The 21,045-nt window shown below is 42.5% G+C and carries 20 protein-coding genes and 1 tRNA gene; 10 read left to right on the forward strand and 11 right to left on the reverse strand.

What is annotated here, in order from left to right; all coding sequences use genetic code 11:
* Window positions 1-9 precede the first annotated feature (9 nt).
* The 4 genes from NF859_RS04160 to NF859_RS04175 form a co-directional block, all read right to left on the reverse strand.
* Window positions 10-1,074 (reverse strand): ABC transporter ATP-binding protein, encoded by a 1,065-nt coding sequence (locus tag NF859_RS04160; protein WP_252743151.1) that lies wholly within the window; start codon window positions 1,072-1,074, stop codon window positions 10-12.
* A 9-nt stretch (window positions 1,075-1,083) separates the two neighbouring features.
* A complete protein-coding gene (locus NF859_RS04165) occupies window positions 1,084-2,928 on the reverse strand; it encodes an ABC transporter permease (protein WP_004069808.1) in 1,845 nt (614 codons plus the stop codon).
* Window positions 2,925-4,319: an ABC transporter substrate-binding protein gene (locus NF859_RS04170; RefSeq protein WP_252743152.1), complete on the reverse strand. Its 1,395-nt coding sequence runs from the start codon at window positions 4,317-4,319 to the stop codon at window positions 2,925-2,927. The genes NF859_RS04165 and NF859_RS04170 overlap by 4 nt, the downstream gene beginning before the upstream one ends.
* An 89-nt stretch (window positions 4,320-4,408) precedes the next feature.
* Entirely contained in the window at window positions 4,409-5,476 is a 1,068-nt protein-coding gene (locus tag NF859_RS04175) for a CGP-CTERM sorting domain-containing protein (RefSeq protein ID WP_004069812.1), read from the reverse strand.
* A 114-nt stretch (window positions 5,477-5,590) separates the two neighbouring features.
* Here NF859_RS04175 and NF859_RS04180 point away from each other — a divergent pair, with 114 nt between their 5' ends.
* Window positions 5,591-6,718: a tyrosine--tRNA ligase gene (locus tag NF859_RS04180; RefSeq protein ID WP_087035701.1), complete on the forward strand. Its 1,128-nt coding sequence runs from the start codon at window positions 5,591-5,593 to the stop codon at window positions 6,716-6,718.
* A gap of 31 nt (window positions 6,719-6,749) precedes the next feature.
* On the opposite strand, the gene NF859_RS04185 is transcribed toward NF859_RS04180, so the two are convergent.
* The 5 genes from NF859_RS04185 to NF859_RS04205 all read right to left on the reverse strand — a co-directional run bounded on the left by NF859_RS04185 (window position 6,750) and on the right by NF859_RS04205 (window position 11,231).
* A tRNA-Leu gene (locus NF859_RS04185) sits at window positions 6,750-6,837 on the reverse strand.
* 53 nt (window positions 6,838-6,890) lie between these two features.
* A complete protein-coding gene (locus NF859_RS04190) occupies window positions 6,891-7,535 on the reverse strand; it encodes an alanyl-tRNA editing protein (protein WP_252743153.1) in 645 nt (214 codons plus the stop codon).
* Between the two features lie 48 nt (window positions 7,536-7,583).
* Window positions 7,584-9,017 (reverse strand): exodeoxyribonuclease VII small subunit, encoded by a 1,434-nt coding sequence (locus NF859_RS04195; protein WP_252743154.1) that lies wholly within the window; start codon window positions 9,015-9,017, stop codon window positions 7,584-7,586.
* Between the two features lie 86 nt (window positions 9,018-9,103).
* Entirely contained in the window at window positions 9,104-10,381 is a 1,278-nt protein-coding gene (locus NF859_RS04200) for a dicarboxylate/amino acid:cation symporter (protein ID WP_087035689.1), read from the reverse strand.
* Between the two features lie 103 nt (window positions 10,382-10,484).
* Window positions 10,485-11,231, reverse strand: a complete 747-nt coding sequence (locus tag NF859_RS04205; RefSeq protein WP_252743155.1) for a biotin--[acetyl-CoA-carboxylase] ligase — start codon at window positions 11,229-11,231, stop codon at window positions 10,485-10,487.
* Window positions 11,232-11,325: 94 nt separating this feature from the next.
* Between NF859_RS04205 and fba the strand changes: the two genes are divergently transcribed.
* The 9 genes from fba (at window position 11,326) to NF859_RS04250 (ending at window position 19,457) form a co-directional block, all read left to right on the forward strand.
* Window positions 11,326-12,174: a class I fructose-bisphosphate aldolase gene (gene fba, locus NF859_RS04210; RefSeq protein ID WP_252743156.1), complete on the forward strand. Its 849-nt coding sequence runs from the start codon at window positions 11,326-11,328 to the stop codon at window positions 12,172-12,174.
* Window positions 12,175-12,252: 78 nt separating this feature from the next.
* Window positions 12,253-14,040, forward strand: a complete 1,788-nt coding sequence (oadA, locus tag NF859_RS04215) for a sodium-extruding oxaloacetate decarboxylase subunit alpha (protein ID WP_252743157.1) — start codon at window positions 12,253-12,255, stop codon at window positions 14,038-14,040.
* Between the two features lie 170 nt (window positions 14,041-14,210).
* Entirely contained in the window at window positions 14,211-15,947 is a 1,737-nt protein-coding gene (locus NF859_RS04220) for a carbon starvation CstA family protein (protein ID WP_252743158.1), read from the forward strand.
* A 48-nt stretch (window positions 15,948-15,995) separates the two neighbouring features.
* Complete coding sequence (locus tag NF859_RS04225; protein ID WP_252743159.1) at window positions 15,996-16,283, forward strand: DUF7990 family protein; 288 nt, start codon at window positions 15,996-15,998, stop codon at window positions 16,281-16,283.
* The gene (locus NF859_RS04230; protein WP_004069831.1) at window positions 16,276-16,545 is read left to right on the forward strand and encodes a DUF7990 family protein; all 270 of its coding nucleotides are present in this window, start codon (window positions 16,276-16,278) and stop codon (window positions 16,543-16,545) included. Before NF859_RS04225 ends, NF859_RS04230 begins: the two co-directional genes overlap by 8 nt.
* A gap of 10 nt (window positions 16,546-16,555) precedes the next feature.
* Window positions 16,556-17,548: an ArsA family ATPase gene (locus NF859_RS04235; protein ID WP_252743160.1), complete on the forward strand. Its 993-nt coding sequence runs from the start codon at window positions 16,556-16,558 to the stop codon at window positions 17,546-17,548.
* Window positions 17,538-17,828: an iron-sulfur cluster assembly protein gene (locus tag NF859_RS04240; RefSeq protein WP_252743161.1), complete on the forward strand. Its 291-nt coding sequence runs from the start codon at window positions 17,538-17,540 to the stop codon at window positions 17,826-17,828. Before NF859_RS04235 ends, NF859_RS04240 begins: the two co-directional genes overlap by 11 nt.
* Before the next feature lie 2 nt (window positions 17,829-17,830).
* A complete protein-coding gene (locus NF859_RS04245) occupies window positions 17,831-18,487 on the forward strand; it encodes a hypothetical protein (RefSeq protein ID WP_004069833.1) in 657 nt (218 codons plus the stop codon).
* Between the two features lie 37 nt (window positions 18,488-18,524).
* Entirely contained in the window at window positions 18,525-19,457 is a 933-nt protein-coding gene (locus tag NF859_RS04250; RefSeq protein WP_252743162.1) for an NOL1/NOP2/sun family putative RNA methylase, read from the forward strand.
* 2 nt (window positions 19,458-19,459) lie between these two features.
* On the opposite strand, the gene NF859_RS04255 is transcribed toward NF859_RS04250, so the two are convergent.
* A complete protein-coding gene (locus NF859_RS04255) occupies window positions 19,460-20,452 on the reverse strand; it encodes a hypothetical protein (RefSeq protein WP_252743163.1) in 993 nt (330 codons plus the stop codon).
* On the reverse strand, window positions 20,452-21,042 hold the full coding sequence (locus NF859_RS04260) for a metallophosphoesterase family protein (protein WP_252743164.1): 591 nt from the start codon (window positions 21,040-21,042) through the stop codon (window positions 20,452-20,454). Before NF859_RS04260 ends, NF859_RS04255 begins: the two co-directional genes overlap by 1 nt.
* Window positions 21,043-21,045: the final 3 nt, after the last annotated feature.

A 21,045-nucleotide genomic window follows, 5' to 3' on the forward strand; every position in this document is an offset into this window, starting at 1 on the left:
AAAAGAGAATTAGAGACTTTGTTTGGGAAGCACAAGGACATCGTTTCTGTCTATGTAGAAGGTCACTTCCCCTTGGGGTCTTAGATGGGCAACGTCTTTATCGTTTATTGTTCTGGCGATTATCCTCTTTTCTCCAAACAGTCCAACGACTTCAATGAAAAATCCGTAGTACTCTATAAGGTCAACTTTGCCCGTTATTGCCACGGCATTTTCAATAGGATGTAAGCTGATGCGCTCTGGTCTTATCACTATGACAACTTTATCGTTTTTGTCTTTGTATGTAAGCCCATCAAGTCTGAAGTTTTCAAATTCAACCGTTACTTTATCTCCCTCTCTTTCCACAACTTCAGCTGGAATTACATTGGTTTTTCCCATAAACGATGCGACAAACTCGGTTTTTGGCTCTTCGTAGATTTCCTTTGGTGTGCCCACTTGTTCTATCTGTCCTATGTTCATCACGGCTATCCTATCGCTTATCGCCATTGCCTCTTCCTGGTCGTGAGTGACATAAAGAACTGTGATTCCAAGCTCCCTTTGTATTCTTCTTATTTCCGATCTCATCTCCAGCCTAAGTTTTGCATCTAGGTTTGAGAGGGGCTCGTCAAGCAGAAGTAGCTTTGGCTCTACTACTAGGGCTCTTGCTATCGCAACTCTCTGCTGCTGACCACCACTGAGCTGTGTGGGGTATCTATCTTCATATCCTTGGAGTTTAACTAATTCAAGGGCCCACTTTACTCTTTTTTCGATTTCTTGTTTGGGGAGCTTTCTTATTTTGAGTCCGTAAGCAATGTTGTCGTAAACTGTCATGTGGGGCCATAATGCGTAGTTTTGGAAAACTAGGACGGCTCCCCTTTCACTTGAGCTTTTGTAAGTTACCTCTTCATCGTCGAAGTACAGATGTCCTTCGTCGGGGAAATCTAAGCCGGCGATTATCCTCAATGTGGTCGATTTTCCACACCCACTAGGCCCGAGTAATGTGAACAGTTCTCCGTGTTTTATGTGAAGATCGATACCTTTCAGGGCAACGGTTTCACCGAAAGTTTTCACTATGCCCTCAAGCTTGACTTCAACCATATTCTCACCTCATGTTAATCCAATGAATGAGTACCTTTGCTTTGTGATAACATTAACCACCACAATCGCGGTTATCTGAACCACTATAAGCAAGACTCCCAATGCTGCTGCTATGTTTATGCTACCCGCTGCAGACATCAAGACTTCTTTCATGAATGCTGTTATCGGAGCTTGTGCCATGTTTATTGAACCGAGGGTTATTCCAACGCTTGTTTCGCTCATTGAATAGACAAAGCTCAGCATTGCCCCACCAAAGACGTTCAAAGATATTAGCGGCATTAAAATTCCTGTTATCGTTTTCCATCTTGAAGCGCCGAGGTTTATGGATGATTCCTCTAGGGATACATGAACTTGCTGCAGGCCCGCATAAACAGATCTTGCTGCAAATGGGAGCCTTCTTATGGAGTAAGCAAGTATCAGCACCAACGCCGGATTAAATCCATAAAGTGATGTTGGATTTAGCGGTGAATTCTCTGGAGTTACCGCTGAGAAGAAATAGAAGTATCCCATTGCAACTACAATTCCCGGTACTGCAATCGGGAGTATCACTATACTCTCCAGTATAGGACTTAGAACACCTTTGAATCTGCTTGTGGCATAGGAAGAGGTTATTGAAAGGAGCACTATGAGGATTACAGCAGCTCCGGAATATGTAAGGCTGTTTACGATGAACCTTCTGACGTCAGGGTTCAATATCATCTCCTTGATATAGTCAATTGTAAAGCCTTGTGGAAGGACTGTTGTAGTCCATCTCTCAGAAAAGGCAAGCATGATCACACCCAATTGCGGAAAGATTGTAATTAACAATGCTGGGAGGAGGACCAAGTATATTAAGAGAGCTTGCCATGGTTTTGGATCGCTTATTCTCGGCTTCCACCTTCCACCTTTACTTAGCATCGCATATTGTCTCAAGCTTACGTACTTTCTTATGCCGAGGAAAGCAATTATTGCTAGGGTAAGCATTATTATTGAAAGAGCCGCTATTTCGGGGCTTCTTTCTCCGAGGCCATAGATGAACTTGCTGAATATCTGGTATGACATAAGTTTCTTGGCCAATGGGTCTCCGTGGAAGACGATTGGTGCTGCTAAGTCTTCAAGGCTGAATATAAAGACTAGGGTTGCCCCTGCAGCAATTCCAGGGAGAGCGAGGGGGAATGTTACCGTTCTGAAGAGGTGAAATCCCCTGCTTCCAAGGTTTTCTGCCTGCTCCTCAAGGGTTGGATCTATGTTGATAAAGCTCGCATAGGCATTCAAGTAAACGATTGGGTAATAAGCCATAGATTGGGCTAAAACTACACCGGCTAAACCATCTATTTTAATTCTAAACGGAAGGATGTGGAGGACTTCGTGGAAGATGTAGTTTATGAGCCCAAATTCGCTAAACATCTGCTTTATGACATAAGCATTCACAAAAGGAGTTACCAACAATGGGATAAAGAGGGCAATCCTAAAGAAGTTCTTCCCTTTGAAGTTGTATCTCGCCATTACAAAGGCAAAGACGGTTCCCAAAATTGCCGTAAAGAGCGTTACTAATGCGGCAACAACAAGAGAGTTTAGCACAACTCCAAAATCCAAACCCCTGATTAAATATAAGCTCTCACCAGTTGAGGTTGTTAACTTTTGAGCGAACTCTCCTTGTGGAGGGAGTTGGATATAGTAAGAATCCATCAATATGCTCTTAAACCAGTGGAGGGAGATATTTCCATCATATGTAAAGGCAATGAGCAGCATAGACAAAACGGGAACTATCAAGAACACTATCAGATACAAGAGGGGAAAAATGTAAGAGAAAGCGACAAGGGGCTCAAACAACGGAGTCCCAAACAGTCTTTCACTCCATTTGCTAACCTTCATCCTTGCACCTCCGCGAGGACACTTTGGTATTTTTCTCTTGCAGCGTCTCTCCATTCTTGCATTAGGGTGTCTCTAAATGAAGAATCCTTTGCAAGCCTGTCGTTGATCTTCTTTGCATATTCTTCTGTTAAGGTTACAGTTTCTCCAGTATCTGGATCTTTGAACTTTACAGGCTCAAGGAGCTTAGCTTTCAGCTCTTTGTACTTGTCCTCACTTATCTTCCCTTCCTTGTAGGCTTTTACTAATGAAACCCATGCTCTGTGGAGTTCTTGGTTTGCATCGACTAATGTAGCTTTGAAGTAGAGTTGCATTGAGTTCACCGTTGCTAGGGCTTCATTGTCATCGAATTCTATTCCCTGTGTCTTTAAGGCACTCTCATAGGCCTTCTTTAGGTCGGGTCTCTTTTGTCCTTCAGGAGTATCAAAGACACTTGGATTGACTGGCAGTCTGTTTATCTCCTCATCAAGCCATATCTTCTGTCCCTCTGTTAGAACCCAATAGATAAATGCCTGTGCAGCTTCTTTGTTTTGGGAGTTTACAAGAAGGGCTATAGGATCACCGTTTATAATACTCTGTCCCTTTGGAATGATGTATTCACAAGCTGGATTCAGCTTCATTGCGGTGTATCCATAAAAGTCAATTGTGTTTCCAACGGCTATGTCTCCGGCAATTACGGCTTCTCTAACGGCGTCACTGGCATCATAGATCTTTGAATTTGCAGCAATTAGTGTGAGAATCTTCCATCCCTCGTCCCATCCAAAAGCCTGAAGAATTATCTGGTAAATCCTTGTGTTTGAAGTACTTCTTGTAGGATCGGCAATTCCCACTTGGGGTGGATCCATTGCAAAGGTCTCGCTTGCTATTTCTTCCCATCTCTGGGGAACAGGAAGGTTCCATCTCTTAAGAACGTCATGATTCACGGTAAATCCAAATGAAGATAAAGCAGCTGCAATCCAGTATATTTTCCCATCATTTCCTTTTCTTACCATGGGCATTCCAGCAATTGTTTCTTGAATCTGGGTGCCAATAAGCCCCAGAACTTTTTGATCATCTATAGGAGCAAGGTAATTGTTCTTGAAAAGATCGTCAAAGAGTGTTGGGCCTCCTCCCCATCCAATATCGGCTCCTTTTTCTATGTAAGTTGGCCATAATGACTCAGGAGCCTTTATGAACTTTATATCCTTAATATTGTATTGTTTTGCTATGTCGCTTTGGAGGAACATCTTCTTTGCCATCACTTGTATTGTCACGTCATGTCTCGTTAAAACGACAAGGGTTATTCCTTTTCCTTCTGTCTGTGTTCCTGTTTTGGTTTCTCCTCCGATACATCCTGCGGCAACTACACTGAACAACACGATGAACAAAACCGAAAGGCTCGCAAATTTTTTCATCAATGCTCACCCCTTTTGAAGTTCAGGTGCCTATTTTTAAATTTTGTCATAAAAATGTTAAAAGTTTAAAAGAAGGGAAAGATACAAGACTACTTCTTTCTTCTAAAGACCAGTGGGATTAGGATTAGGCCTACTAAAGCTGCTGGGCCGCAAACTCCTCCTCCACCGCCACCGGTTTGGGTTTCTGTTTTTGCTGCTTGTTCTAATGACCAGTGGATAATGTTTGTGACGAACGCTGGGCCATCTAAGTCAACACCGTGGTACTTTGCCTCCCATGTTGGGGTGTAGTCACCGTATGGGCTTTCACCGCTTACTATGAGAACGCTTTGCTTTCCATTGTCGAATTTAATTATCTCAACTGCCAAGAGTGGGAATACTCCAGTTTCTCCAGCTGTATAGGCATTTGCCGGTGGGTCGTTGTTCTCCACAATAGTACCGTCTTGTGAAGTCTTTACAATCCTATAAACGTTCTCTGGAATGTTTCCATCAACGAGTTTTTGCCAGTTTCCATTATCATCAACCCATGCAACTACTGCCGGGCCGTGGTAGAGGACTTTTCCTCCATGTTGGAAGTTTTGTGTGAGCTTTTCTTTGTCTGGGGTGTTGTCATCTGGCTGCACGAGACCAACAACTCTATAAGATGCTCCGGCGTTGCTTGTTGGGTCTTCAACAGAACAGAGATCAATTCTTAAGTGTCCAACACCGAGTTGTTCAAGAACGGAGTTTGCGATGTCTTGGGCTTGGGGACCGCTACCATAGTCACTATCGGCGGCAACCCAAAGAACTTTTCCACCTTGCTTAAACCACTCTGCAATGGCTTGGATTTCATCTGGTTGGAATGGGCTTGTTGGTTGGCCGAGGATAAGCATGTCAACGTTTGCAAGGGCATCGGCGGTTATCTTTTCTCCCAGGTGCTTAATGCCTAGAGTATCTGCGGCCATTGGATCGCCGAAGTAGCCCCATTCGACATCAGTAATAGTTTTTACAATTCCGTGGGCGAGAGTTTTGTTGGTTCCGTATTCAAGGACGTCCTCTGCGAGGTACTTCTCGTTTTCTCCGTGGGCTAAATCTACCGCAACTGTTGCTGCACTAGCAAAAGCCATACCAAAAAGACCAAACAACACAAAAACTGAGATTAGTATTGAAAGCTTCCTCATGGCGTTCACCAAAGTATTTTATAAAACTTGAAAGTTATAAGATTTTTGACTGTGGTGCGTGTTTCAAAGAAATGCTTAAAAGAGTCATTTCGTAGGTGAAGGTAGGTGGTGTAAATGGATATTGAAGAGAAAATAAGCTTGATAACGAAAAAACCTACTGAGGAAGTGCTGACACTTGAGAATCTTAGACATTTGCTGGAAATTGGAATGCCCTTGCAACATTACATTGGATTTGAAATAAGCGGTTACATTCATCTTGGCACTGGATTAATGGCTGGTGCAAAAATAGCCGACTTCCAAAAAGCGGGGATAAAAACGAGGATATTCCTTGCGGACTGGCACAGCTGGATTAACGATAAGCTCGGTGGGGATCTTGAGGTTATACAGAAAGTTGCCCTAACTTATTTTAAGGAGGGCATGAAGCAAAGCATTAAAGTCATGGGCGGGGATCCAGATAAAGTAGAATTCGTTCTGGCTAGTGAGATTCTAGAGAAAGGCGATTACTGGAGGACTGTTATTGATATTTCAAAAAACGTCACCCTGGCAAGAATGATGCGATCTATAACGATTATGGGAAGACAGATGGGAGAAGCAATTGATTTTGCGAAGCTCATCTATCCAGCCATGCAGGTTGCAGATATCTTTTACCAAGGAGTCAATATAGCACATGCTGGAATGGATCAAAGAAAAGCCCACGTCATTGCTATTGAGGTTGCTCCAAAGTTGAGATACCATCCCCTCGTTTGGGAAGGGGAAAAGGTAAAACCCGTTGCTGTTCACCACCACCTCCTCTTAGGTCTCCAAGAGCCTCCAAAATGGCCAATTGAAAGCGAAGAGGAATTCAAAGAGATCAAGGCAGCAATGAAAATGAGCAAGAGCAAGCCCTATTCAGCTGTCTTCATCCATGACAGTCCAGAAGAGATAAAGCAAAAGCTTAGAAAGGCTTTCTGTCCAGCAAAGGAGGTTAACTACAACCCAGTGCTTGACTGGGCTGAACATATAATCTTTAGGGAAGAGCCAACGGAATTCACAATTCACAGGCCAGCAAAGTTTGGTGGAGATGTGACGTATACAACATTCGAGGAACTCAAGAAGGATTTTGCTGAGGGCAAGGTACATCCCCTCGATTTGAAGAATGCCGTTGCAGACTACCTAATAGAACTCCTCAAACCTATTAGGGAATACTTTGAGAAGCATCCAGAACCGCTGGAGCTTATGAAAGAAGTGCAGATAACCAGATGATCCTTTTTTCTTTTTTAAAATTTGAACAGAATGGTGCGGGGGCGGGGATTTGAACCCCGGAACCCCTACGGGACGGGACCCTGAATCCCGCGCCTTTGGCCAGGCTCGGCAACCCCCGCGCGTTAGTAGATGAATTCTGCAGAACTTTTAAATCTTTCTAATTGATATGGTTTTAATCCTCGAGCCATATCTCTATTCTCTGAACTCCTTTTCCTATACTTGAGCGTTTAAGCTTCTTTATGTGGCCGATTTCTCTAATATCTTTTACATGTGTTCCTCCACAAGGCAGGATTTCAAAGTCCCTGATTTGGGTTAACCTTTTCTCTCCTTCCCACCAGATTTTGACTTCGCCTCCTTCATCAACGTAGCGGTTAAAAAGCTCGATTATCTTTTCTTTGTATTGGTTAAGGTTTTCGGGATATCTTACATCGTATCTACCCTTCTCTGAACTCATGCCGCTTCCATGTAGCTGCCAGTTTCCTTTTCCAAGAACTTCATTAAATACATGGTCTAAGAGGTGCAACGCTGTGTGTATTCTCATGAGCTTATAGCGCCTTTCCCAATCGAGTTTTAATTCTACTTCATCCCCAATGCTGAAGGCACTCGCATCTTCAACGACATGCCAGATATTTCCATCTTCATCTTTGTAGACATCTAGAACTCTAACTCCGTTTATAGTTCCCGTATCGTGGGGTTGCCCCCCTCCAGTGGGGTAAAATATGGTCTGGTCTAAAAGCAAGGCATTCTCCTTTATCTGGACTATCTTTGCCTTGGCTTCCTTCAAGTATGCATCCTCATAATAAAGTTTTCTCGTCATTTATACCACCTAATCAAAGAATATTAAAGAGAAATTAAAAACCTAATGCTACCTCTTCTTTAACATGAAAAGGGCAATGCCTATTAAAACTGCCGCTCCTGCTATTCCGGCTATCTGAGGGGTTGTTAAGTTTATTTTGTTTTCTTCTGATGGTAGCCTATACTTGATGTACGCCCTTGTAACGTTCCCTAAAAGGGACTGTATGTCCTCAAAGGGGGCACCGTATCTGACGAAAACGTTTGCTGTTATCAAAATTTTGTTTCCTTCTATTTTTGTTAAGAGAGTGTATCTGTTCCCCTTGACTTCCTTGCTTATATTCTCTGGAACTTCAACAATTTCCGCTTCTGGTGGAAGAATAAATTCAATTCTTAGGCTCTGATTTATCTCGTTTTGGGCTCTGTAGCCCAGCTGTGAGGGATTCAGAAGTGTTGGATCAAAGGAATATTCGTAGGTTCCGTTTACTAACTTAGTGAAGTTCTTCAAGACATAGTTGGCTTCTATTGTCAAGGGTCCCTCTTTATCCAAGCCCAATATGCTTGCATTTGCATCCTCCACGGTTATTCCTTGAGCTGCCATTCCTTGGAGGTAGTTTTGGAGGATCATGTTGGTAACATTCTCGGCTCCCATAAGGTTTATTTGAAGCTTCATGAGTTCTATTTGCTCCTTTGGCTCAAGGTATGTTTCCCTTACAAGAAGGTTGGTAGTTCCATCCTTTGAAATCTCTGCTTTTATATACTGCTCAGTTTTTACAGGTTGATACGTTTCCTCCCCTTTGTAGGGGGCTGTGTAATGAATATAAAACGCATTGTAGTCCCCGAAGAGCGCCCTGAATCCGTCTGGAGATAGGTTTTCTTCCAAGTAAATATCGGAGCTTACGATAATTTTATTCCCTTTAACTTTTGACCTTACGTAGAATTTGCTTTGTCCAAATTCCTTTGTGTATGCTTGGGGGTATTCAACCAGCTCTGCTCCTTCCGGAAGCTCTATAATAAATAAGTTATGGAGTTCTATTTTTTGAGGCAGTCCAGTGTCTGGAACTGGCATTGTTCCATATCCTCTAGTTGGATCCACTACTATTTCCCAGTAGTCATCATATGAATAGTACTTGGCAAACTTCTCTGCATACGCTGTAAAAACTACCGTGAAGTTGTCCTCCTTAATGCTAACCAGTTTGAACGTTTGGTTTTTAGTCCTTATTCCTGCATTTGCTAAACTGGCAATGTAGTTGTCCAGCTGCTCTTTTTCGAACTTTGCTATTGCTTCTTCTTCACTCATGTTTGTTTGGTTTAATATACTTGCGATCTCTTCTTGTATCTTGTCCTTAGGCCCTAGGATAGAAGTCATTACAGTTATTTGAGCATCCCCGTTTTGAAGCACCTTAACTTTGAGCGTAAATTCTTCTTTATAGTAATCCACAGTCTCTGCTTGGACAAAAGAAAGGCCTAGAAGGAGAATTATTAAAAAACTTCCTAACTTTTTCATTTTTATCCCCCAATTTCTTTTTCTAAAAACCAAATGGTGGTGGAGTATTTAACTCTATCCCTCATAAATTGAAAAAGAAGAGGAAATCACCACTTACTCTCGTCAAGTTCTCCCTCAGTTTTTGCGACTATTGTTGTTCCTGCTAGGTCACCGGTAACGTTAACCATTGTTCTGCCCATGTCGAGGATAGCATCAATTCCGAGTATCATTGCGTAAGCCAAGGCAACGGGAGTTCCTGGCTCTAGGTGCAGTCCGACGCTCTCCAAGACCATTGCGAGCATTATTGCTCCAGCTCCAGGCACACCAGCGGTTCCAATTGAAGCCAGAACTGCCGTGATTACTATCACTAACTGCTGGCTAAATGGTAAGGGCTGTCCAATTGCGTAGGCAATGAACATTGCACAAACACCTTGGTATAGAGCAGTTCCGTCCATGTTAATTGTAGCACCTAGTGGGAGGGTAAATGAATAAATACTTCTCGGCACGCCCATGTTCTCTTCTGCAACACGCATTGTTACCGGTAAGGTACCGCTTGAGCTTCTTGTGACGAATGCTGTTACCATAGCGTCCTTAGCCTTGCTGAGGAACTTGACTAAGTCTAAGCCGAATATCTTAAGGAGGAGTCCATAGACAACCACTATCTGAATTGTCAAGCCTAGGTATACTGCTACTGTAACTTTTGCCAGAGGTCCGACGACTTTTACCCCTTGGGTTGCCATGATGTAGGCTATTAAGGCGAATACACCTATTGGGGCGTACTGCATAACTCCTCTAACGATCTTGTACATCGCTTCCGCTAATCCATCAAAAGCATTGTAGAGTGTTGTTGCTGAATTTTTAATTCTCTCATTTTCGCTGTTCATGAGATAGCTAAGGGCTATTCCCAAGACAATGGCGAAGAATATCGTTGGTAAGACTGCACCACTTGCAAGGGATGCAAAGGGATTTGTGGGCACGATGTTTAGGAGGGTCTGCACAAGAGAAGGTGCCTGTGCCTGTATTGCCTTTCCTTCTCCTGCTCCGAGTTGTAGTCCAAGGCCGGGCTTGAAGAGGTTGGCCATTATAAGTCCTATGAACACTGCAAAGGCTGATGTTACCAAGTAGTAGACCACTATCTTTACACCCACTCTTCCGAGTCTTGCTGGACTTATGCTTGCTGCACCGACGACCAGTGAAGCTAGAACTATTGGCATCACTAACATCTTTAAGAGCCTAACAAAGAGGTCTCCGAGAGGTTTTATTGCAGTTGCTGCTCCTGGGTGTCCAATGGCTCCTACTATCAACCCGTACACTGCACCTAAAATCAGTCCGATAAATATTTTTCTCAAAATTGGGTATTCAAGATAGCTTTTTAGGAGCCCCATTGGGCTCACCTCCGAACATTGGTGTTATATAGCAGTCTATGGCGGGAGAATTTTGTACTTTGTAGTATATAACTTTTTCCAAAAAAATACAAAATATAGGGGGTTATTCGAACCTTAATGAGACATCCCCATAAAGAATTTTTTCTTTTCTTCCGTCCTCAAGCTCCAAGATTAACGCGCCAAGATCATCAATGTCTAAAGCTTTCCCCCTAATCTCGCCCTCTTCTCTTATTACTTTGACATCTCTGTTTAGAAGTGCTTTCTCTCTCCACTTTTGCAGTATTTTCTCGTCATTCCCACGTAGAAACTCCTCGTACCAGTACTCCAACCGGTCTACAATGGTTTTAAATATCTCCTCTGTGGGAATTTGCACTCCTAGAACATTACTTATTGATGTTGAGGTGCTTAAGAGTTCTTCCGGAATTGGGTTATTGACGTTTAGCCCAATGCCTAGTACTATGTAGTAAACCTCCCTTTCTGAAAAACTCCCCTCTGCTAAGATACCACATATCTTTTTTTCATTTACAAGGACATCATTGGGCCATTTTATCCTAGCATCTATTCCAAATCTTTCTAGGGTTTCAACAACGGCTATTGCTCCAAGAAAAACTATTTTAACTATATGATCAGGGGTAGTTTTTGGTTTTAATATCACACTCATCCACAGCCCGCCCCTGGGAGATGCCCACATCCTAAACTTCCTACCATAGCCACTTTTTTGAGTATCAGCCACTATTATGGTTCCTTCCTCTTCATCAAGGGCTATTCTCTTAGCATATTCGTTGGTTGAATCTATTTCCTGAAAGTATATCACTTTCTTTCCAATGTTTTTAGTGTTAAGGCCGAGCATTTGTTTCACCATAATATATTTTGACATGCGGGATTATTTAGTTAACGATAGGTTTAAATTTCCTCTTCCCTATGTATCACCAGAGGTGAATAGTATGGAAGCATACAACAACATTGGGATTAGGAGGAGACTTAGGAGGTTTTTTAGAAGGGATGGGAGGGCTTTGATTTTTGCAATGGATCATGGATTTGAACATGGGCCAACTGATTTTGAAGAAAACTGGGAACACATCAATCCAAAAATCATAATTCGAAAAGTTGTCAGAGCTGGGATAGATGGAGTAATGATGCTCCCAGGAATAGCGAGAATATCTGGAGAAGAGCTTGTTGGTAAGGATGTCGGTTTGATGGTAAAACTTACCAGCAAAACAGAGCTCAGACCAAAGGAAGAGTGGCTTATGCAAGATCAGCTCGGGTTTGTTGAAGATGCGATTAAACTTGGAGCCGATGCCGTAGCAGCAACGGTTTACTGGGGAAGTCCATATGAGGGAGCAATGATGAGACAGTTTGCGGAGATAGCAAGCTACGCTCACGATTTAGGTTACCCCGTTGTGCAGTTTGCCTATCCTAGGGGACCATACATTAATGAAAAATACGGCAAGAAAGAGGACTATAGAGTTGTTATGTATGGAGCAAGGGCTGCTGCAGAGATGGGAGCAGATATGATTAAAACTTACTGGACTGGGTCAAGGGAAACATTTGCCAAAGTTGTTGACGCCGCTTCAGGCGTTCCGGTTCTCTTAAGTGGTGGAGCGAAGACAGATAATCCTCTGGATTTCTTAAAGCTCGTCTGGGAAGTTATTGAAGCTGGAGGAAGCGGAGCAGTTGTTGGAAGAAATATATTTCAGAGAGAAAATCCGGAGCCGATGATTAGAGCACTGTTGAGGGTAATCCACAGAAATGAAGATCCAGAAGAGGCCGCAAAGGCTGAAGGGTTAATTTGACTTTTCTTGCCTTTTTTATTCAAATTTGTCCAGTGTGATTTTTAAACCCCCTTTCTAAACATCTATTGGGTGGTGGGAATGGTTGAGATAATTGATACCACATTTAGGGATGCTCACCAGTCACTTATTGCTACAAGACTATCAACAAGGGATATGCTTCCAATAGCCGAAAAAATGGACAAAGTCGGCTTTTACTCTATGGAAGTATGGGGCGGAGCAACTTTTGATGCAGCTCTAAGGTTCCTAAGAGAAGACCCTTGGGAGAGATTAAAGCTTTTAAGGGAGCACATAAAGAGAACAAAACTTCAAATGCTGCTTAGAGGACAAAACGTTGTTGGCTACAGGCATTATCCAGATGATGTAGTGGAAAAATTCGTTGAACTTGCTTACAAAAATGGAATTGACATCTTTAGGGTCTTTGATGCCTTAAATGACGTTAGGAATATGAAAACCGCAATCAAAAAGGCCAAGGAAGTGGGGGCTGAAGTTCAAGGAGCAATAAGTTACACTACCGGGAAGATATTCACTTTAGAGTATTACCTCCAGAAAGTTGATGAGCTAATTGAGCTGGATGTTGATTATATCACAATCAAGGATATGGCTGCTCTTTTGGATCCCCAAATGGCCTATGAACTTGTGAAGGAGATCAAAGACCGCTATGGGGTAAAGGTCAATGTTCACACTCACGCAACAAGCGGTCTAGCCTCAGCAACCTACTTAAAAGCAGTTGAGGCTGGAGCAGATTTTATAGACACGGCAATTTATCCTTTAGCGAATGGTACAGCTCAGCCTGCAATTCAGAGCATCTATTACTCTTTAAAAAGCGAAGACAAGCCTAAAGTTGATATGAAGCTGATTTTTGAAATCTCTAAGTATCTGCGGAGGATTCTTGAAGAAAAATATGAGCACCTAATGAACAAGAGGGCTCTCCATGGAGATCCAAACGTTCTAATTCACCAAATTCCCGGCGGTATGTATTCAAACCTTATCTCCCAGCTCAGAGAAATGAAGGCTCTCGATAAGCTTGATGAAGTTCTAGAGGAAGTACCGAGAGTTAGGGAGGAACTCGGCTATCCACCTTTAGTAACGCCAACTTCTCAGATAGTTGGCACTCAGGCAGTGTTCAACGTTCTGTTTGGAAGGTATAAGATGATAACCGAGGAAACAAAGAACTACGTAAAAGGTCTCTACGGCAGACCCCCTGCTCCAATAAAAGAGGAAATTAAGAAGCTTATCCTTGGAGATGAAGAGCCGATAACTGTTAGACCTGCCGATTTACTTGAACCGATGCTTGAGAAAGCGAGAAAAGAACTTGAGGAAAAGGGTTACCTTGAGAAGGAAGAAGATGTGGTGACTTACTGCCTCTTCCCACAGGTAGCTTTGGAGTTCTTTGAACTTAGAAAGCAAGGGAAGCTCAAGCCAGTAGAAGAGAAGCCCAAGGGTAAAGTGATAAAGGTCTATGTGGGTGGAAGAGAATATGAAGTTGGAGTTGAAGGGGTAAATCTTGAGGGGTTGTTTATTTCGGCTTATGTCCCTTCTGAAGCTCCTACTCTTGCTCAGGCTCCTTCAGCACCAGCTCCAGCAACAGCTTCTGCTCCGGTATCGGCTCCTTCTGCTTCGGTTGGGGTTCCTTCAGCTCCAGCAGCCGTTGGTGAGAATGTGGTTTCTGCGCCTATGCCTGGTAAGATTCTTAGGGTTTTGGTTAGGGAGGGTGATCAGGTTAGGGTTGGTCAGGGGTTGCTTATTTTAGAGGCTATGAAGATGGAGAATGAGATTCCTTCGCCTAGGGATGGTGTTGTGAAGAGAATTCTTGTTAAGGAAGGAGACACCGTCGACACCGGCCAACCACTAATAGAACTCACTTAAATTACTCTCCATTTTTTAGTTTTTACTTTAAACAGTGGGGAATTTGAGTGTTTTTGCTAATTTTTGGTACACTTATCAAAATTTGTTCATAAAAATGCCCAAATTTCCGAAAGACATATATATTACATGACTATAAAATCATGATGAATTTCCATTGGGAGGTGCTTTAAATGAACTCGGCAGTTATTATACTGGCGGCCGCAATTATATATGTGGCCATGTATTTTACTTATGGAAAGAGCCTACAAAGCAAAGTTGTCAAAGCAGACCCAAACAGGCCAACACCAGCACACAAGCTTTATGACGGTGTCGACTACGTTCCAGCACACCCAGTAGTTCTTTATGGGCACCACTTCGCAAGTATTGCTGGAGCAGGGCCAATAGTTGGTCCAGCTGTGGCAATGGCGTGGGGATGGATACCATCGTTGCTTTGGGTATGGTTTGGAAACGTCTTCATTGGAGCAGTGCACGATTACTTAGCTTTGATGGCTTCAGTGAGATACGATGGTAAGTCAATACAGTGGATTGCTGGAAAGATAATGAGCAAGAGAACTGGAATCGCATTTGAAGTTTACATATGGTTTGCCCTGCTCTTAGTGGTTGCAGCGTTTGTAGCTGTTACAGCAAGACTGTTGGTCTTGACTCCACAAGCCGCAACAGCAACACTGTTGTTCCTCCTAGTGGCAATCATTCTAGGATGGATGATGTACAAGATGAACGTGAACTTCTATGTTGCGACGGTTATAGGCTTAATACTCCTTGTTGTTGCAGTATGGATTGGCTTTAAGAACCCATTAATTCTCGTCCCAGGACAGACAGACGCAACAAGTGCTGCTTACACTCAAGCATACCACTACTGGAACATTATATTGATGATTTACATCATTGTGGCATCTTCACTGCCGGTATGGGTGCTCCTCCAGCCCAGAGATTACTTAAACGCTTATATCCTCTGGTTCGGACTCCTAATCGGAGGTATAGCATTCATAGCCCTTGCAAAGCCATTTGAAGCTCCAGGATTTACAATGTTCTCAGCGAACGTTGTCGGTGGACAGCCATCACCGTTCTGGCCTACGGTTCCATTGGTCATTGCATGTGGTGCTTTGAGCGGTTTCCACTCCATAGTTGGTTCTGGAACATCATCGAAGCAGCTTGACAAAGAGATTCATGGATTACTCGTTGGCTACGGTGGAATGTTCACTGAGGGATTCCTTTCAACGATAGTCATTACAGCTATAGCTGTTTACGGTGTTAAGCTCACCGGACTAAGCGCAAATGCAGTAGAATGGGGAACCCAATACATAGCCAAGGGTGGACTTGGCACTTTCATCGGAGGTTATGCTCAAGGACTTGCCGACATGTACGGAATAGACGTCACACTTGGAAAGACATTTGCGACCCTTTGGGTTTCAGCGTTCACATTGACCTCTCTTGACACTGCCACAAGGCTTGGAAGGTTTGCATGGCAAGAAGTCTTTGGAATGGTAACCGATACAAGCCAAGGAATATGGAAGACCATCACAAACAAGTGGGTTGCTTCGATAGTAATCGCGGTACTTGGAACTTGGATGGCATGGGGTGCTGGATACAAGGTGCTTTGGCCAGCATTTGCCGGTATGAACCAGCTATTAGCTTCAATTGCAATGATGACAGCCGCTCTATGGGCTTACAAGATACAAAAAGCAGGAAGCTGGAGCTATGCCGTCTTAATTCCAGCACTCTTCTTATGGATAACAGTTACGGCAGGTCTTATATGGTACATAGCAGTAGTTCCACTCAAAGGAAGCACCTTAATAGCTGTGAAGGGTTCACTTCTAGTAGGTCTAGTGCTTAACTTCCTCCTAGCGTATGACTTCTACCTTGCCTGGAAGAGACCAGCCGAAGAATACGAGGCGGCTCCAGCGTGAAAGTTTTTTCCTTTTTTAACATTATTTTAATTTTGTTGAGGTGATTTGATGAAAACTTTCTTAAAAAGGGCCTTTTACTGGATCTCTATGCCTATTCGGGTTTTATGGGAATTCAACAAGGGATTTAGGCTTTATTATCTTAGAGGGCTGCAGTGGGAGGAAGAAGAACTTGAGAATATTTTTGCCCTTCTCATTCTGGGAAGCTATATTGGGCTTCCAAACCCTCCTGTGGATCTTAGCTATAGGCTTCTTCCTCACATGATCAGGGAGATGTATGTTATGCAGGAGAAATCCCTTAATCCATTAACGATGAAAACGGGGTGGTTAAATGTTTGAAAATCTAAAGGCATTTTTTAGGGGATTTTTTAGTGCATTTAAGGCACGCTCTACAGAATATCTTGAGTTTGAGGAAAGGGAGCTTGAAAATGTGTTTGCACTTGTGCTCATGGGATCGTTTGTAGGCATCCCTTCCCCGCCGACGACACTTGTCATGAGGTTAATGCCCCATATGGTGAGGGAAATCTACGTAATGCAGAGAAGAGCGGGAGAAATGGACGATATATTTGGTGAAATCGCTGCAATGTTTGAAATAACGTGAGGTGATAACGATGAGAGACTATTTGATTCCAAAAGAAGGATTCAGGGTCTTATTCTTCATTGGAAAGGGAGGGGTTGGAAAAACAACCAGCTCAGCTGCAGTATCGCTTGCCCTTGCAAAAAAAGGATACAAAACTCTGATAGTCTCAATAGACCCGGCCCACAACTTGGGTGATGTGTTTGAGGTAAAGCTAAACGACAAGCCGAAGGAAATAGCTGAGAACCTTTATGCAATGGAACTCGACATGGAAAAGCTCATTAAAGCCTATTTAAAGCATCTTGAGGAGAATTTAAAGCATATGTATAGGTATCTTACCGTCATAAACCTTGAGAAGTATTTTGAGGTGCTCAGTTTTTCTCCGGGTATAGAAGAATACGCTACCCTTGAGGCTATCAGAGAGATACTGCAAAAAGGGAATGAATGGGATGTCATAGTATTTGATACACCTCCAACTGGATTAACTTTGAGGGTGTTAGCCCTTCCTGAAATTGCTCTCATCTGGACAGAGAAGCTCATAGAGATAAGAAAAAAGATTTTAGAAAAGAGGAGGGCAATTGAGAACATACAGGGAGAGAGGAAGTTCGTGATTGAAGGTGAAGAGTATAAGCTTCCAAGTAGGGAGGAAGAAGATCCCGTGATGAAGGAGCTTAAGCAATATAAAGCTGAGATAAGTTTTGTTCGAAATGTTGTTACAAATCCAAAAAAGACCAGTGTTATAGCGGTGATGAATCCCGAAATGCTACCGTTGTATGAGACGGAGAGGGCTTACGAGGCTTTAAGAAAGTTCAAAATTCCCTTTAATCTGGTTGTTGTCAACAAAGTCATTGAGCTTGAGGAAGAAGTTCCAAGGATAAGGGTGAAGATGGAGGCTCAAAGAAAAGTGCTTGGAGAAATAGGAGAAAAATTCAGGGGAATAGATATCGTTACAGTACCCATGTTTGAAGAAGAGCCGAGAGGGTTAAACTGGCTTGAGAAAGTTGGAGGGTTAATAGTTGGAGATTGAGGAAATTTATGAGGAGCTCAGGAAGGTGAAGGAACCTATAAGCGGGGAGGATATAGTTAGTCTGGGAATTGTGAGTCTGATAAGGAAAGAAGACAACAAAATAATAATCTTCCTTGGATTGGCGAGAAGAACACCTAGGCATCCGTTTGAGATGGCGGTTAATTGGGCAGTTCATGCAAGGATAGTTAAGGATATAGTAAAGGTTTTAGAGGGAAAAGTAAACTTTGAGATAATCGATGACATGACGTTTCAAAGGTATTACCCAATAGAGGAGGTTTAATCATGAAGGTTACACCGGAATTGTTGCTTTTGATAATGGCATTGGGTGCCATCGCCACTTTGCAGTTTTACAAGGGAAGGAAGCTCAATTTGACTATAATGGACTACTACCTAAGAACTATAGAGAGAGTTGTAAAGCCCAAGGACAAGGACTACGTGTGGATAGGTGGATACGTTGGATTCAGGGCGTTTTATAAAGTAAATGAAGGCAATATTGACAAGTTTGAATACACATTAACCCTTTTGCCAAGGCAGAGCATTTTATATTTCCCTATCTCGAAGCTGATAAACAGACATGACAAGATATACTTTGTGGTAAAGCCCTATGCAGCAATCAGGCGTGAGGCTCATTTAATACAAAAAGGCTACTATCGCTTTAAGCCGAAGATTGAGGATGAAGAACTTTTGCAGAGGGAAATAGTAGAGGTAAATGGAAAGCAGTATGAAGCTCTTTTTGAAAAGAGACGAGACGTTGAAATGCTGAAGGAATTTCTCCAAGGATTTTCAAAAGTCGAAAACGTTAAGCACATTTCACTGACTCCAAAGACAAACGTACTTTATGTTTTCATGAAGCCAGAGATAGAGACAATAGAGCAGGATGTAAGGCACATAGTGCGGTTTGTTAACGAAAGCATAAAAGAAAACCCCTTTGAGCGGTAGGGAAAATCTAATAAATCCCTCTTCTAAATTTTTCTCCATGATAGAGAGACTTTTCAGCCTTGGATATTCAAAGGAGTTTGCGGAGAGATATTTTGAATTATGGGGTGAGAGGGCTTTAAAAATAGCTGAAGCCATGGAAAAACCCCTGCCTAGATGTTTTAGAGTCAATACCCTTCGTATTGAGGTTCCGAGACTTACCAAAATGCTGAACAAGAAGGGTTTTCAATTTAAGCGTGTTCCCTGGGCAAAAGAAGGCTTCTGCCTAACAAGGGAGCCTTTTTCCATAACTTCTACTCCGGAATATCTTGGTGGTCTGCTTTATATCCAAGAGGCGTCTTCTATGTATCCTCCAATAGCCTTAGACCCAAAACCGGGAGAAGTTGTTGCGGATATGGCAGCTGCTCCGGGTGGTAAAACCTCCTACCTCGCCCAGCTCATGAAAAATGAAGGAATTATATATGCATTCGATGTTGGAGAGGAGAGGCTCAAGGAAACAAGGCTAAATCTCTCTCGGCTTGGAGTTACAAACACAATTCTCTTCCACAAAAGCTCCCTTTATATGGGAGAATTGGGAATTAAGTTTGATAAAATTCTCCTTGATGCTCCCTGCACGGGTTCAGGAACAATTCACAAAAATCCAGAGAGAAAGGCGAACAGAACGCTAGAAGATGTAAAATTCTGTCAGAATCTCCAAATGCAAATGGTAAGAGTTGCTTTGGAGAATCTCAAGGAAGGGGGCATTTTGGTTTATTCCACCTGTTCTTTAGAGCCGGAAGAGAATGAATTTGTTATTCAGTGGGCTCTGGACAACTTTGACATTGAGCTTCTCCCTCTTAGACATGGCGAACCTGCCTTAACGGCACCATTTGGGATAGAGCTTAGTGAGGAGCTCAGCAAGGCGAGAAGGTTCTATCCAGATAGGCATAATACAAGTGGATTTTTCGTTGCAAAAATAAGGAAGAAAAGCTAAAATTATTCATTGGGGTTTTTCCCTTCTAAGAGTCTATCTTCAATCTCGTGCAGTCTTTTCTTCGTATCCTCGCTTAACAGGCTTTCGAGCTCTTCTCTTGCTGCCTTCGCGAGTTCAAATTTAGATGCGTACTCCTTGGACACTTCTACCCATGGAATTTTCTTTTCCTCGACAAATACATCTATATCTGCAAATCTCTGATAGTCTCTGTACTCTAATCCTTTGAGAAGGAACTTTATTCTAAGGGGGTCTTCCCACGTTATTAGCTTTATTTTGTAAACCTTGATCCTCATGAATGGTCTTGGGTAATCCCAGTCCCACCCTTCACTTACGACATAGCCGAGATCGAGATCTTCAAGAACTAGAAGTACCCTTTCTATGTTCTCTTCGTATCTCTTTTCGGTGTCATAGATTCTTATAGTGATCTCTTTCCAACCTTCCGGGAGCAGTTTAAAGAGTATAATTGGCAAGTCAGTTCTTAAGGTTCTGTAGACTTCTATGAAATTTTTTCTGATCAAAAACGCTTCTTTTATATCTCTTATGCTCAAAGGCTCGCTTAATTTCTTGTCCGTCACCAAGAGAAGGGTGTCTCTCTCTTCGCCCTCGTTAATACCCCTGGCGAAGCTTGTCTCTATCCCTCCATATCTTTTGGGAATTATTTCGGAAGTTTTTTCAGCTTCTTTTGGCACTCTCAGAAGAATTATCTGGGGCCCAAGGTTTGCTCTGTCAAAAGGGGCTTTTGCATTTAGAAGTTCCTTTAAAACGCTGTCACTCCGCATTTTGACCAAAAAAGCTCCCCTTTTTAGATTTAATACTGTCTTCCATTCTTCTGCAGGGGTTACAAAGATTATTGTATCAAGTTCTCCACTTTGATTCCATGCCTCGTCAACTGAGAGTTCTTCTACTCCAAAAAGATTTTTTAGGAAACTTTCGCCACCTTCAACATCTGATGTCCTCAAAAAGAGCATTGAAGGACCAAAACGCATTAATCTCATCACAATCCCCTCATTAACTTATATCCCCTTTCAAAATTTGTCCCATCGGGATATTTGACCCTAACAACTTTCTTACTCCCCAAAAGGATGAAGTTCACATTTAAAAGTCCATTCAATCCATGCTTGATATTCCTGAAGTTATGTCCGTAGAGAATGAAATCAACATCTTTGGGAGGATTTAGCTGACTGAGATCATGTGCTAAGGCAAGCTTTACTTCATCTACCTTAACGACCTCTCCGGGCTTTACTATTCGAGCTTTTCTGACGAGTTTTTTGAGTACTTCCTCACTATCCTCATTTCCCGGAACAATGTATACCTCAGCTCCGGAATTCTCAAGTATATCTAATAGCTCTTTTACCCTTTCTGCATACCTTTCCTTTAATTCGGGCTTTCTTTCAAGTTTTATGTTGTCCACAAGGTCTCCAGTATGAACAATATACTCCGGTCTGCTTTTTTCTATTAGGTTTAAGATGAAAGGATATATATTGTCCGGAGTGTCGCTTATGTGCATTATCTTGGCCTCTTTACTCTCCAGTAATTCTTTTGGAAGCCCTCTTCTTCTTAAAAAGCTGGGTAAGTTTAACCTCATCAC

Origin of the sequence: Thermococcus alcaliphilus, assembly GCF_024054535.1 — an archaeon.
In the GTDB taxonomy this organism is placed as follows: domain Archaea; phylum Methanobacteriota_B; class Thermococci; order Thermococcales; family Thermococcaceae; genus Thermococcus_A; species Thermococcus_A alcaliphilus.